12 protein-coding genes are annotated in these 13,094 nt (G+C 70.3%); 7 read left to right on the forward strand and 5 right to left on the reverse strand.

Annotated elements, in window-relative coordinates; genetic code table 11:
* Window positions 1-5: 5 nt before the first annotated feature.
* Together cls and JOE59_RS13430 are read right to left on the reverse strand one after the other, a co-directional pair.
* A complete protein-coding gene (cls, locus tag JOE59_RS13425; protein WP_204461185.1) occupies window positions 6-1,478 on the reverse strand; it encodes a cardiolipin synthase in 1,473 nt (490 codons plus the stop codon).
* Window positions 1,479-1,636: 158 nt separating this feature from the next.
* A complete protein-coding gene (locus tag JOE59_RS13430; RefSeq protein ID WP_204461186.1) occupies window positions 1,637-2,596 on the reverse strand; it encodes a phosphodiesterase in 960 nt (319 codons plus the stop codon).
* Between the two features lie 199 nt (window positions 2,597-2,795).
* Here JOE59_RS13430 and JOE59_RS13435 point away from each other — a divergent pair, with 199 nt between their 5' ends.
* Window positions 2,796-4,355: a glycosyltransferase gene (locus JOE59_RS13435; protein ID WP_204461188.1), complete on the forward strand. Its 1,560-nt coding sequence runs from the start codon at window positions 2,796-2,798 to the stop codon at window positions 4,353-4,355.
* A gap of 235 nt (window positions 4,356-4,590) precedes the next feature.
* On the forward strand, window positions 4,591-5,595 hold the full coding sequence (locus tag JOE59_RS13440) for a magnesium and cobalt transport protein CorA (protein ID WP_204461189.1): 1,005 nt from the start codon (window positions 4,591-4,593) through the stop codon (window positions 5,593-5,595).
* Between the two features lie 21 nt (window positions 5,596-5,616).
* On the opposite strand, the gene JOE59_RS13445 is transcribed toward JOE59_RS13440, so the two are convergent.
* The 3 genes from JOE59_RS13445 to JOE59_RS13455 form a co-directional block, all read right to left on the reverse strand.
* Complete coding sequence (locus JOE59_RS13445; protein ID WP_204461190.1) at window positions 5,617-6,108, reverse strand: hypothetical protein; 492 nt, start codon at window positions 6,106-6,108, stop codon at window positions 5,617-5,619.
* 81 nt (window positions 6,109-6,189) lie between these two features.
* Window positions 6,190-6,612, reverse strand: a complete 423-nt coding sequence (locus tag JOE59_RS13450; RefSeq protein WP_204461191.1) for a ribosomal maturation YjgA family protein — start codon at window positions 6,610-6,612, stop codon at window positions 6,190-6,192.
* A gap of 8 nt (window positions 6,613-6,620) precedes the next feature.
* Window positions 6,621-8,453, reverse strand: coding sequence for a DEAD/DEAH box helicase (locus JOE59_RS13455; protein ID WP_204461194.1), 1,833 nt, complete (start codon window positions 8,451-8,453; stop codon window positions 6,621-6,623).
* Window positions 8,454-8,587: 134 nt separating this feature from the next.
* Between JOE59_RS13455 and JOE59_RS13460 the strand changes: the two genes are divergently transcribed.
* The 5 genes from JOE59_RS13460 to JOE59_RS13480 all read left to right on the forward strand — a co-directional run bounded on the left by JOE59_RS13460 (window position 8,588) and on the right by JOE59_RS13480 (window position 13,066).
* A complete protein-coding gene (locus JOE59_RS13460; RefSeq protein WP_204461196.1) occupies window positions 8,588-10,252 on the forward strand; it encodes a DHA2 family efflux MFS transporter permease subunit in 1,665 nt (554 codons plus the stop codon).
* 41 nt (window positions 10,253-10,293) lie between these two features.
* Window positions 10,294-10,473 (forward strand): hypothetical protein, encoded by a 180-nt coding sequence (locus JOE59_RS13465; RefSeq protein ID WP_204461200.1) that lies wholly within the window; start codon window positions 10,294-10,296, stop codon window positions 10,471-10,473.
* A 113-nt stretch (window positions 10,474-10,586) separates the two neighbouring features.
* Window positions 10,587-11,252 (forward strand): GAP family protein, encoded by a 666-nt coding sequence (locus JOE59_RS13470; RefSeq protein ID WP_204461206.1) that lies wholly within the window; start codon window positions 10,587-10,589, stop codon window positions 11,250-11,252.
* Between the two features lie 96 nt (window positions 11,253-11,348).
* Window positions 11,349-12,215 (forward strand): AraC family transcriptional regulator, encoded by an 867-nt coding sequence (locus tag JOE59_RS13475; protein ID WP_204461209.1) that lies wholly within the window; start codon window positions 11,349-11,351, stop codon window positions 12,213-12,215.
* A 116-nt stretch (window positions 12,216-12,331) separates the two neighbouring features.
* Window positions 12,332-13,066: an NYN domain-containing protein gene (locus JOE59_RS13480; RefSeq protein ID WP_204461211.1), complete on the forward strand. Its 735-nt coding sequence runs from the start codon at window positions 12,332-12,334 to the stop codon at window positions 13,064-13,066.
* The last annotated feature ends 28 nt before the right edge of the window (window positions 13,067-13,094 follow it).

Here is a 13,094-nt window from a genome sequence, read left to right on the forward strand (position 1 = left end):
CGCGGCTACTGCAGCGCGGACGTGAGGCGCGCCACCCCGTCGAGGAAGGTCGCCGACCCGGGCTCGCGGTCCCACTCCTCGAGGGTGAGCTGGCGGCCCGCGTCGCGGTAGCCCTGCTCGACGTCTCGCATCTGCTCGACGAACGAACGGCCCCGCACGAGCAGCGACACCTCGGAGTTCAGGCTGAACGAGCGGATGTCCATGTTGCTCGATCCGATCACGGCGACCTCGTCGTCGATCGAGAGGTGCTTCGAGTGCAGGATGTACGGGCCGGGATAGAGCCAGATCTTCACGCCCGCCTGCAGCAGGTCGCGGTAGTACGAGCGCTGGGCGTGCCAGACCGAGCCCTGGTCGCCGATCTCGGAGACGAAGAGCTGCACGTCGAGCCCGCGGTAGCAGGCCGAGGTGATCGCGTAGAGCATCGCCTCGTCGGGCACGAAGTACGGGCTCGTGATGATGGCCTGCCGCTGCGCCGAGTTGATGAGCGTGAGGAAGAGCCGCAGGCCGTTCTCGGCGTCGTAGCCGGGACCGCTCGGCACCACCTGGCAGACGAGCGCGTCGCGTGCGGTGCTGGCCGGCACGGCCGCGGCGGGAACATTCTCTTCGTCGCCGAGGATCTCGTCGGTCTCGAGGTACCAGTCCGACATGAACACCGTGTTGATCGCGGTCACGACGGGGCCCGTGACCCGGGTCACGAGCTCCTGCCACATGAGCCCCCGCTTGATGTTCTTCGGCGAGTTGTAGCTGCGGGCGATGAGGTTCTGCGAGCCCATGAATCCGACGAGCCCGTCGACGACCACGAGCTTGCGGTGGTTGCGCAGGTCGGGTCGCTGGTACTGCCCCTTGCGCAGGCGCACCGGCAGCATCGAGCTCCACTTCGCACCGATGCGGTCGAGCTCGGCGTACGTCGCGTCGTGATCGGCCGTGCGGTTCGTCGCCACCGCGTCGAGCAGCACCCGCACGGTGACGCCCCGCTGCACCGCGCGCTCCATCGCCGCGAAGAAGCCGCGCGTCGTGTCGTCGAACGAGACGATGTAGAACTCGACGTGCACGAACCTGGCGGCGGTGTCGATCTCGGCCGCCATGGCGTCGATCGAGGCCTGGTAGTCGCCGATGAGGTCGGCCGTGTTGCCGCCGGCCGGGGGCAGTGCGCCGAGCGTGCGGTTCTGCTCGGTGAGCGTGGCGAACCACTCGGGCCACGTGGCACGGTCGGGGGTGAGGTCGACGCCCTCGGTCTTCGCGGCGATCATGGCGTTGATCTCGCGCTGCTTCTCGCGCCGCCGCTTCGGCAGCTTCACGCTGCCGATCAGCAGGAAGAAGGCGATGCCGACGAACGGGATCAGGAAGATCGCGAGGAGCCATGCCATGGCGGCGGTGGGTTTGCGCCCCCGCGGCACGATGATGAGCGCGGCGATGCGGATCGCCCAGTCGGCCAGAACCAGCACCACTCCGATGATCGCGGCGAGCTCCGTGCTCATACGCCACCTCCCCAGGTCGTCTGCTCGCCTCGCGCGTCGTGCAGGGCCGGAGCGGTCGGGAGAAGTCGTCTGAGTATGGCAGTTCGCCCGCACGGTGAGGAAGGACGCGCGGAGGATCTGCGGAGGCGTGCTGCGACGACCCGGCGAGCGCGGCGTGCTCAGCCGGCGAGCACCGGGATCGGCATGGTGAACGGCGGGTCCTTCGGCACCGGCGTGGTCGCGGCATCCGCGATGCCGATGCCGGAGGCCGCGAGGCGCCGCGCGCTCTCTTCCGCGTCGATCCAGTCGAGCGCGGCGTACGACCCGAGCGGCACCACCGAGTGCAGCACGGTGGTCGGATACACGTGCACGAGGTTGAAGGCGCGCGCGCCGTCGCGCCCGCGGGTGCCGCCCACGGGCACGTTGAGGTCCTGCGTGTAGCAACTGGCCGAGGCCACTGAGACGGGCACGCCCGCGAATGTCGCGGTCGACGAGTAGTGCAGGTGACCGGCGATGATCGAGCGGATGTCGCTGCCCTCGACGACCTCGGCGAGCCCGCCCTGATCGCGCAGCTCCACGGCGACTGCGAGGTCGAGCACGCTCGGCACGGGCGGGTGGTGCATGGCGAGGATCGTGCCGTGCGGCGCGGCCATCGAGAGCTCTTCGGCGAGCCAGTCGAGCTGTTCGGAGGCGATCTCGCCGTGGTGGTGCCCTGGCACCGTGGAGTCGAGTGTGATGACGCGCAGCCCGTTGACGTCGTCGACCCGGTCGACGGGTCGAGCCCCGCCCCCCTCGACGCTCGTGCCGAGCTCGCCGAGCAGCCCGCGGCGGAATGACGACCGCTCGTCGTGGTTGCCCATGACCCAGATCACCTGCGAGTCGAGCCGCTCGGCGACGGGGTCGACGATGCGGCGGATGCGGTCGTAGGCGTCGGGCTCGCCCTTGTCGGCGAGGTCGCCGGTGAAGACGATCGCCTCGGGCCTGCCACCGGATGCCTCGAACTCCTCGAAGAGGGTCTGCAGGTGCCGCTCGCTCGCGACCCGGTCGTAGAGCATGCCGCCACCGGCGAGCACGTGGGTGTCGCTGATGTGGAGGAGGAAGTGGTCCGGCCGGGGGTACTCGGCCGTACGGCTCGTCACGTTTCGTCCCATCGATCGGCGGTCGACGCGCTACCTCGGGCGTCTGGCATGGACACTAGCCGACCATGCCCGCCTGAACGGCGCATGAACGCGGCCTGTAGCGAAGCCGGACACGACCCGCGACCGCCCTCAGCGCTCTCGGAGCGCCCGTGGATAGGCTCGGGACCATGTCAGACCCGCGCAGGACAGGGGGTTGCGGATGACTCGCATCACGCTGCCCGACGGCCGCCACTTCGCCGTCACCTGGTCGATCCCCGACGCCTTCGGCGGCATGACGGACGCGATGCTGCGGCGATCCGCCGCGTTCCATCGCATCGCCGGGGTCGACGTCGATGTGCTGACCTTCGACGCCCGGCCCGACACCCCCGACCTCGCGCGAGCGCTCCGCGAGCGCGGGACCCTCACCCCCGGTGTTCACATCGTGAACCTCTACGACTGGCTCCGGAGGCATCCGCTGCCCGGCGGATCACTGCGACTCGACCGAGACGCGTTCACCCCGCTCGCACCCGACGAGGCGACGGAGGTGCGGCGGCGCGGCGACCTCGTGATGAGCCGATCGCGGCTCGACGCCGACGGCAGCACCCTGCAGACCGACCACTATCGCGAAGACGGCACGCTGCTGCTCAGCGACCGGCACGACACCCGCGAGCGCGGCGTGCTCGGCGGCCGGTCGGTGGTGCTGTGCGACGGCGAGGGGCGGCCGGTGCGCTCGTGGCGGCGCCTCTGGACCCTCTACCGGGCGTGGCTCGACGCGCTGACCGCAGGCGAGGCGAGCTACCTGATCGTCGACAGCAAGACGATGGCGCCGTTCATGCTCACCTATCGCCGGGCGCACGCGATCACCGCGCACGTGGTGCACGCCTCGCATCGTTCCGGGCCGTCGGAGGAGCACCCCATCCGGCGTTCGCGCCGCGAGGTGCTCGAGCAGGTGACCGACTACGACCTCGTGGCGGTGCTCTCCGAGCGGCAGCGCCACGACCTCGAGCGGATCGTCGGGCGGCACGACCATCTCGTCGTGATCCCGAATCCGCGGCCGCTCGCCCCAGAGGGGTCCATGACGCACTCGCCGTCGCCCCGCGACCCGGCTCGGGGCGTGGTGCTCGCCGCGCTGACCCGTCGCAAGCGCGTCTCGCACGCGATCGCCGCCGTGCAGGCGGCGAACACGCGCGCCGAGGTCGATGTGCACCTCGACGTGTACGGCGACGGCGAGAGCCGCCCGGCGCTCGAACGACGCGTCACCGACCCGGCGGCGGTCGAGGTGCACGGCTTCGACCCCGACGCGCGCCGGCGCCTTCCCGACGCGTCGTTCCTGCTGCTCACCTCGCACTCCGAGGGATTCCCGCTCGTGCTCGTCGAGGCGATGGCCGCCGGTTGCCTGCCGATCGCCTACGACATCCCCTACGGACCAGCCGACCTCATCCGCGACGGGCGCAACGGCTTCCTCGTGCCGCCCGGCGACATCGACGGCCTCGCCGACGCGCTCGTTCGACTGCAGCGGATGCCGCCGCGACGCGTCGCCCGCATGCGGGCCGCAGCCGTGCGCACCGCGAGCCGGTTCGACGAGGAGCGGGTGACCCGCATCTGGGCCCGGGAGCTGCATCATGCCGAACTGCGCAAGGAGGTGCGGCGCACGGGACGATTCGGCCGGGCACGGGCCGCGGCCGCGCGGCTGCCGCTCCCCCGGCCGATGCGGACGGCCGGGGTGAGCGTCGTCTCCGCGATCGACCGCGCCGCGCGACGCTTCGGGCGCGTGAGCTAGACTCTGCCGTCGGGCCTGCCACCGAGCGGCCCCTGATGCGAGAGGCGGTGAGGGCGATGGCCGATCATAGTACCGACGCCGCCACCGCTGCTGCGTCGTCGCTCCGTTCCCGCCTGCGCTGAGCCCCTGCTCGCCCACGCGCGAACGCGTTCCGATCCGCACCCGGCTGGCGGCGTCATCCGCTCACCTGCCGAACCCGGCGCGCTGCCGCGCGCCCTGCGAGAACGGATCGCTCATGTCACCCCTGGTCGACAACGGCGTCTACGTCGACGGACGTCGCGTCGAGACGCCCACGAACCTCGACGACACCTACCGCCTCATGGACGACCATGACGGCCTGGCCTGGATCGGGCTCTACCGGCCGAGTCCGCGCGAGGTCGCCTCGGTCGCCCGCGAGTTCGACCTGCACCCGCTCGCCGTCGAAGACGCGCTGACCGGCCACCAGCGCTCGAAGCTCGAACGCTACGGCGACACCCTCTTCGCCGTGCTGCGGCCCGCCCGGTACCGCGACGAGCTCGAGACGGTCGAGTTCGGCGAACTGCACCTGTTCGTCGGCCCCGACTTCGTCGTCACGATCCGCCACGCCGAGTCGCCCGACCTCGCGGCCGTGCGACGGCGCATGGAGTCGAGCCCCGAGCTGCTCGCGATGGGGCCTGAGGCCGTGCTCTACGCGATCCTCGACGAGGTCGTCGACGAGTACGAGCCGGTCGTCGCCGGTCTCGAGAACGACATCGACGAGATCGAGGACCAGCTCTTCGGCGACAGCGACGACGATGCGCTCTCGCGGCGCATCTACGAGCTCTCGCGCGAGGTGATCAACTTCCAGCGCGCCGTGCAGCCGCTCGCGGCGATGCTCGAGTGGCTGCGCCGCGGCTCCGAGAAGTACCGTGGCGACGTCGAGCTGCAGCGCTCGCTCCGCGACGTGCTCGACCACGCCATCCGCATCAACGAGCGGGTCGGCTCGTTCCGCGCCATCCTCGACAACGCCCTCACCGTGCACTCGGCGCTCGTCGCGCGCCGTCAGACGGATACGAGCTTGAAGCAGAACGACGAGATCAAGAAGATCTCGTCGTGGGCGGCGATCATCTTCGCGCCGACGCTCATCGGCACGGTCTACGGCATGAACTTCGACGACATGCCCGAGACGCACTGGGAGTTCGGCTACCCGGCGGCGCTCGCCGCGATGGTGCTGTTCGGCGTGGGGCTCTACGCGGTCTTCAAGTTCAAGAAGTGGCTCTGACGCGGCCGAGACACCCGGGGGTCACCGGGGCTTCTTCGGTCCTTTGCCCTGACCGGGGTGGTCGTCGGGGTCTTCCGGCGTCGCCGTCGGCTCGATCGGCTCCACCGGCTCGTCGTCGACCGGCGGCTCGACGATCTCGTCGGGCGCCGTCGTCGGCGTCGGCGTCGGCACCGGTGTCGGAGGCACCGGCGTCGGCAGCACGGGGCCGTACGGGCTCGGTGCTGCGGGCGTCGTCGAGGTCGGTCGCGGGTCGCCGATCGACGTCGACGCCTCGTTTCCGGGTGCGCCCCCGCCCGGTGCCTGCATGAGTGCGACGCCGGCCGCGCCCATGACGACGACGGCCAGACCGGTGGCGGCGATCATCGCGCCCAACCGGTGGCGCGAGAGCCATGCGACCGAGGCCGCCACGTAGGGCAGCGCCGGTTCGAGCATCGTGCCGACGCGAGAGGCGGGCGCGGCACGCCGGCCGCTCGGGCGGCGCGACACGTCATCGGGCTCTTCGTGTTCGGACATGGTCACCCGCCTCTCCGTCGCGTTCGAGAACTTCGTCCGTCATCGAGGGTACCCAACCCGCACGGTTCGGAACGAGACGATTCAGTCGTCGACGGCGGATGACGCGGCGACCCGCTCGGTACCGATGAGCACGAGCTGCACGACGAACGCGAGCACGGCGCCGGCCGCGTAGGCGACGAGGTCGATCGGATCGAAGGCGCTGCCGAGCAGCAGGCGCGACGGCGGGAAGGCGTCGACCACACGCTGCGGCAGCTCGGTCAGCTGCGACAGCTCGACGGCCGTCGCGAACCCGAAGGCCGTCGCCGCGCTGCCCGCGGCCCCGAACCCGGGCCAGATCGCGCGCAGCAGGCAGGCGATGAACACGATGTAGACGACACTGCCGAGCACGTCGATGACGGGCGTGCGATCGAGGAGTTGCAGGCCGAGCCCGAGTGCGAGGCCGACGGCCGCGGCCAGCGCGCTCCGCACCCGGGTGCCATGCGCGCCGGCCGTCGGCAGCGTCATGCGCCGGCTCAGCCCTTGTGGCGGGGCTTCCGGTACGACTTGTCGCCGTCGCCTCCGCCATCGCCGCCGCGGTCGTTCGACCGACGCGTGGGGCCGCCGCGGTCGGGGCGCAGCTCGATGAGCCGGCCCGAGATGCGGGTGGCGTCGAGCTTCTCGAGGGTCTCGCGGGGCAGGTTCGCGGGCAGCTCGACGAGTGAGAACTCCGGACGGATCTGGATCGAGCCGAAGTCCTCGCGGCTGAGTCCGCCCTCGTTCGCGAGCGCTCCGACGATCTGGCGCGGCTCGACCTTGTGGCGCTTGCCGACGGCGATGCGGTACGTCGCCATGGGGCCGCTGCTCGGGCGCTGGCGCCGCTCGGGGCGGTCACCGCGGTCTCCGCGGTCGAAGCGGTCGCCACCGCGGTCGCGACGGTCGCCGCGTTCGGGCTTGTCGCCGCGGGGCGGACGATCGGTCCACTCCCGCTCGGCGCGGCGCGCGGCCTCGGGCTCGAGCAGCAGGGGCGATTCACCCTGCGCCACGACGGCGAGCGCCGCCGCGACATCCGCTTCGGGCACATCGTGGTTGCGCACGTAGTGGGCGATGATGTCGCGGAAGCCGTCGATGCGCTCGTTCTGGCCGAGCGCTGCGGTGATGCGGTCGTCGAAGCGAGCGAGACGCGTGACATTGACGTCGTCGACGCTCGGCAGCTGCATCTGCACGATCGGCTGGCGCGTGGCCTTCTCGATGCGAGCGAGGAGGCTCCGCTCGCGCGGCGTGACGAAGCTGATCGCGTCGCCCGTGCGGCCCGCGCGGCCCGTGCGGCCGATGCGGTGCACGTAGGGCTCGCTGTCGGTCGGGATGTCGAAGTTCACCACGTGGCTGATGCGCTCGACGTCGAGGCCGCGAGCTGCGACATCCGTGGCCACCAGGATGTCGAGCTTGCCCGACTTCAACTGGTTGACCGTGCGTTCGCGCTGCACCTGGGCGATGTCGCCGTTGATCGCGGCGGCGGAGTACCCGCGTGCACGCAGCTTCTCGGCGAGCTCTTCGGTGACGCTCTTCGTGCGCACGAAGACGATCATGCCCTCGAAGTTCTCGACCTCGAGGATGCGCGTGAGGGCGTCGACCTTCTGCTGGTACGACACCACCAGGTAGCGCTGCGAGATCGTCGCCGACGTCTGCGTCTTGGTCTTGACGGTGATCTCTTCGGGGTCGTGCAGGTACTGCTTCGACATGCGACGGATCGCGGCCGGCATGGTCGCCGAGAACAGCGCGACCTGCTTGGTGTCGGGGGTGTCGGCGAGGATCGTCTCGACGTCTTCGGCGAAGCCCATCTTCAGCATCTCGTCGGCCTCGTCGAGCACGAGGTACTTGAGCTCCGAGAGGTCGAGCGTGCGCTTCTCGAGGTGATCCATGATGCGGCCCGGGGTGCCGACCACGATGTGCACGCCGCGGCGCAGCGCCGAGAGCTGCACGCCGTAGCCCTGGCCGCCGTAGACGGGGAGGATGTGCACGCCCTTGAGGTGCGAGGCGTACTTCTCGAACGCCTCGCAGACCTGCAGCGCGAGCTCACGGGTCGGGGCGAGCACGAGGGCCTGCGGGGTCTTCTGGGAGAGGTCGAGGCGCGAGAGGATCGGCAGCGCGAACGCGGCCGTCTTGCCGGTGCCGGTCTGGGCAAGGCCCACCACGTCGCGCCCGGCGAGGAGCGACGGGATCGTCGCGGCCTGGATCGCGGAAGGGGTCTCGTAGCCGACGTCGGAGAGGGCTTTCAGGACCGCGCCATCGAGTCCGAGGTCGGAGAATGTCGTCGCGGCGGGCTCTTCTGGAGCCTCCACCTCGACCGGAGCTTCGTCAGCAGTCACGCTTCAGGGTAGTCCGTGGAGCTGGGAGAACGCAGCTCAGCCGCGTCGGGCATCCATCGAACGACGCATTGGCACCGGGTTTCGCCGGGCATACGGTGGGAGGACGACGGGGTGACCCACGGGGGGACGACGAGATGAACAGCACTGCCACTGCGCCGGAAAGCACGGGCGCACGGCGATGGGTCGGCCTCGGCGTCCTCGCCGCCGCGCTCTCGATGATCGTGCTCGACGGCACGATCGTCGGCATCGCACTGCCGACGATCATCAACGACCTGAAGCTCGACTTCAGCGAGGCGCAATGGGTGAACGGCATCTACTCGGTGATCTTCGCCGCGCTGCTGCTGACCGCCGGGCGTCTCGGCGACCGGCTCGGTCGCCGGCGCGCGATGGTGGCGGGCATCTTGGTCTTCCTCGCCGGCAGCCTGCTGGCGGCGCTCGCGACCGGCGGCACCTCGCTCATCCTCGCCCGATTCGTGCAGGGCATCGGCGGCGCCTTCATCCTCCCGACGACGCTGTCGACGGTGAACGCCACCTTCCGCGGCCGCGACCGCGCGGTCGCCTTCGGCGTCTGGGGCGCGGTCATCTCGGGTGTCGCCGCACTCGGGCCGCTGCTCGGCGGCTGGCTCACCCAGTCGTTCGGGTGGGAGTGGATCTTCCTCGTCAACCTTCCGTTCGGCGCGATCATCCTCGTCGCCGCCTTCCTCACGGTGCCCGAGACTCGTGCCGTCATCACCTCGAAGGGCCTCGACGTCGACGGCCTGCTGCTCTCGGCGATCGGCTTCGGCGCGCTCGTGTTCGGCCTCATCGAGGGCGGCTCGCTCGGCTGGTGGGCGCCGAAGCAGCCGTTCGAGCTCTTCGGGTGGACCTGGCCGACCTCGTGGCCGATCTCCCCCGTGCCGGTGGCGATCGCGATCGGTCTCGTCGCCCTCGTGCTCTTCTTCTTCTGGGAACGGCATCGCGCGCGGAACGGCCGCTCGGCGATCCTCGACGTGCACCTCTTCTCGGTTCCCACGTTCACCTGGGGCAACCTCGTCGCGATGTGCGTCGCGATCGGAGAATTCGGCATCCTCTTCGTCCTCCCCCTGTTCATCGTGAACGCGTTGGGGCTGTCGACGCTCGCGGCCGGCTTCGTGCTCGCGGCCATGGGCCTCGGTGCGTTCGTCTCCGGCGCCATGGCCCGGCACGTCGCCGAGCGGTTCGGCGCACCGACGGTCGTCGTGATCGGCCTCGCGCTGGAGGTCGCGGGAGCGGTGATGGCGGCCGCGATGCTGTCGTCGGAGATGAACGCCTGGCTGCTCGCCGGCGTGCTCGCCCTCTACGGCCTCGGCCTCGGCCTCGCCTCGGCGCAGCTCACGGGCACGGTGCTCGCCGACATCCCGCCCGAGGAGTCGGGCCAGGGTTCGGCGACCCAGAGCACCGGGCGCCAGGTCGGCTCGGCCCTCGGCACGGCCATCATCGGCGCGGTGCTCGCGGCGGGTCTCGCGGTCGCGCTGCCGGCGCAGGTCGACACGGTCGAGGGCGTGCCCGCCGCGGCATCCGAGCAGATCGTCTCCGCGACGGAGGAATCGGCCGGCGGCACCATCCCCCAGGTCCGGGCGGAGGGCGACGACGGCAAGCTCGGGTCCGCCGGCCCCGCGGTCGCCGACGCCCTCGCCGAGGGCATGGCGGATGCCTCGCGCTGGGCGCTCCTCGCCGCCGGCGGCTTCCTCGTGCTCGGCGGGGCGTTCGCGCTCCGACTTCGCGCGGTGGCGAAGCGGCCGGGCGCGGCATCGGGAAGTGACGCCGAACCCGCGTCATGATTCACGTAGCCCTGCATCTCTTCTGATGAAGGGGGCCGAACATGTGGGGTAGGCGCAAGCAGCAGGATCCGGTGGAGCACGTCGAGTTCGTGACCTCCGTCGACGGCGGCCGGATGTCGGTGCGGTGCGGCTGCCCGCGCGATCTCGACCACGACCGGCCGACCTCGGCGGCACTGGCCGCATCCGGGCGCTCCGTCGACGCGTACGCGTTCGCCGCCTGAGGTCGGCACCGGCCTCCGGGCTCGGACCGCCCGCCTCCGCTATCGTGTGGACAGCGGCGCGCCGTGCGCGGGTGCGGCCGGGAGCACTGCCACCAGTCAGGGGGTGCAGCGGAATGCTGCAGGCGATAGGGCACATCCTTCCGATCGCGTTGGCGGTCGCGCTCAGCTCGGTGCCGCTCATGGCGACGATCGTGATCCTGCTCTCGCCGAAGCGCGGCTCGGCCTTGCCGTACCTCATCGGGTGGGTGCTCGGCATGGCGGCGCTGGTCTTCATCTGCACCGTCTCGACGCAGGCGGTGCCGACGCCGCGTTCCGCGCGCCAGCCCGACGTCGCGGTCGGCGTCGGCGAGATGATCGTCGGGGCCGGGCTCATCGTCATCGGGATCATCTCCTGGCGACGTGCCCGCAGGAATCCCGTCGAGGGCATGCCCGCCTGGCTCGGCAAGATGGAGTCGATCGGCCCCTGGAGCGCGTTCGGCCTCGGGGTGGCGCTGAACATCCGCCCCAAGGAGATCCTGCTCGCGCTCGCAGCGGGTCTGGCTGTGCGCGGCGCGGGGCTCTCGGGCTCCGAGGCGGCGATCGTGATCCTCGTCTACACGCTCATCGGCGCATCGACCGTGGCGGTGCCGGTCATCGCGACGCTCATCGATGCGAAGGGCATGCAGCCGAGGCTCCTGAAGATGAAGGAGTGGCTCACCCGCAACAACCGCGTCGTGACCTCGCTCATCCTGCTGATGGTCGGCGTGTTCATCATCGGCAGCGGACTCGCGCGGTTGTGAGCGTCAGTTTCGGTTCCATCGCATCGATCGCATCGAACCGCGATTGTCGGGCGCGGGCCGGCGTCGATGCAGAGGCTTGATGTCGAAGGGAGCCCCGTGATCGCAGTACTCAACCGTCTCGTCGAATACGTCGAGCACCACCTCACCGAGGAGATCGACATCGCCGGCTTGGCGAGCAGTCTCGGCACGACGGAGTACCACCTCCGGCGGATGTTCTCGTCGCTGGCCGGCATGCCGTTGTCCGAATACGTCCGGCGACGCCGCATGGCCGTCGCCGCGGCCGACGTGCTCGGCGGCGGCGATCTGCTCGGAATCGCGGTGCGGTTCGGCTACGGCTCCACCGAGGCGTTCAGCCGAGCCTTTCGATCGGTGCACGGCGTCAGCCCCGCTGACGTGCGACGCAACGGCGGCCCCCTTCGCACGCAACCGCAGCTCAGGTTCCGCCTGACCGTAGAAGGGAACACCCCGATGGACACCCGCATCTCCGACCGACCGGCCTTCCGACTCGTCGGCCACTCCGCCCGTGTGCCGCTCATCCACGAGGGCGCCAATCCTCATATTCAGGCATTCATCGCCTCACTGCCGCCAGCTGAGCACGTTCGCCTCAAGGGGTTGAGCGACACCGAGCCCGCGGGACTCCTCCAGGTGAGCGCCGACGTCGACCCCGACTATTCGGAGGGGAGCGAACTGACCTACCTGCACGGCGTCGCCGTCGGCGAGTCGTCTGCGGTGCCGGAGGACCTCGACACGATCGAGGTTCCGGCCGGCACCTGGGCGGTGTTCCGCACCGAGGGCCCGTACCCTGCTGCGCTGCAGTCCACATGGGCGGCGACGGCCACCGACTGGTTCCCGTCGAACCCGTGGCGGTTGCGACCGGGCCCTTCGATCGTGGCGGTGCTCGAACGCGCAGACGACTTCAGCACGGCGACCTGCGAGTTGTGGCTGCCGGTGGAGCGCGCCTAGCCGACCGTGCATGCCTCTCGGCCGACCGCGTTCGTGGACGTGTTCCGGATCGGGGCTGAGGAACTGCCTTCGACGGGCGGGAGCGAAAGCCGGGCACCGGCTGGCATGCTGGTCGCATGCCGCAGCCGAATGATCTCCTCGCCGTGCTCGTCGACGCAGACAACGTGCCGCCCTCGAAGATCGGCGCGGTCCTGACGGAGGTCGCACGTTTCGGCACGGCCTCGGTCAAGCGTGTCTACGGCGACTGGACCAAGCCGAACCTGAGCAGCTGGAAGCAGGTCGCCAGCGAGCACGTGATCCAGCCGATGCAGCAGTTCGCCAACACGGTCGGCAAGAACGCGACCGACAGCGCGCTGATCATCGATGCCATGGACCTGCTCTACACGCGTCGGTTCCACGGCTTCTGCATCGTGTCATCCGACAGCGACTTCACCCGCCTCGCATCGCGCATTCGCGAAGAGGGTGTCACTGTCTACGGGTTCGGAGAGCGGAAGACGCCCGAAGCATTCCGCAACGCCTGCGATCAGTTCACCTACCTCGACGTGCTCGATGAGCCGGCAGCCGAGAGCACGCCGGCAGCGCTCCAGCCCGTTCCTTCCCCGAAGTTGCGCGGCGACACCAAGCTCGTTGCCGCGCTACGGGCGGGCGTCGCCACCGCCTCCGGAGAGGACGGGTGGGCGAACCTCGGCGCGGTCGGCCAATTGATTCGGAAGCAGCAGCCGGACTTCGACTCGCGGAACTGGGGGTACGAGAAGCTCTCCGATCTGGTGCGAGCAACCGAACTCTTCGTCGTCGCAACCCGACCGGCAGGAGGACTGCACGTGCAGAACAAGAAGAAGAACGGCGACTGAAGGCGCCTACTCGACGACGGTGATCGCC

The sequence above is a fragment of the Agromyces cerinus genome, from assembly GCF_016907835.1.
Taxonomy (GTDB): domain Bacteria; phylum Actinomycetota; class Actinomycetes; order Actinomycetales; family Microbacteriaceae; genus Agromyces; species Agromyces nitratus.

Bases quoted from the DNA above. Each gene is read 5' to 3' on its own strand.
- JOE59_RS13435 (WP_204461188.1), top strand. From the start codon at position 2,796: ATGACTCGCATCACGCTGCCCGACGGCCGCCACTTCGCCGTCACCTGG.
- JOE59_RS13465 (WP_204461200.1), top strand. From the start codon at position 10,294: ATGTGGGGTAGGCGCAAGCAGCAGGATCCGGTGGAGCACGTCGAGTTC.
- JOE59_RS13480 (WP_204461211.1), top strand. From the start codon at position 12,332: ATGCCGCAGCCGAATGATCTCCTCGCCGTGCTCGTCGACGCAGACAAC.
- JOE59_RS13440 (WP_204461189.1), top strand. From the start codon at position 4,591: ATGTCACCCCTGGTCGACAACGGCGTCTACGTCGACGGACGTCGCGTC.
- JOE59_RS13445 (WP_204461190.1), bottom strand. From the start codon at position 6,108: ATGTCCGAACACGAAGAGCCCGATGACGTGTCGCGCCGCCCGAGCGGC.
- JOE59_RS13460 (WP_204461196.1), top strand. From the start codon at position 8,588: ATGAACAGCACTGCCACTGCGCCGGAAAGCACGGGCGCACGGCGATGG.
- cls (WP_204461185.1), bottom strand. From the start codon at position 1,478: ATGAGCACGGAGCTCGCCGCGATCATCGGAGTGGTGCTGGTTCTGGCC.
- JOE59_RS13450 (WP_204461191.1), bottom strand. From the start codon at position 6,612: ATGACGCTGCCGACGGCCGGCGCGCATGGCACCCGGGTGCGGAGCGCG.
- JOE59_RS13470 (WP_204461206.1), top strand. From the start codon at position 10,587: ATGCTGCAGGCGATAGGGCACATCCTTCCGATCGCGTTGGCGGTCGCG.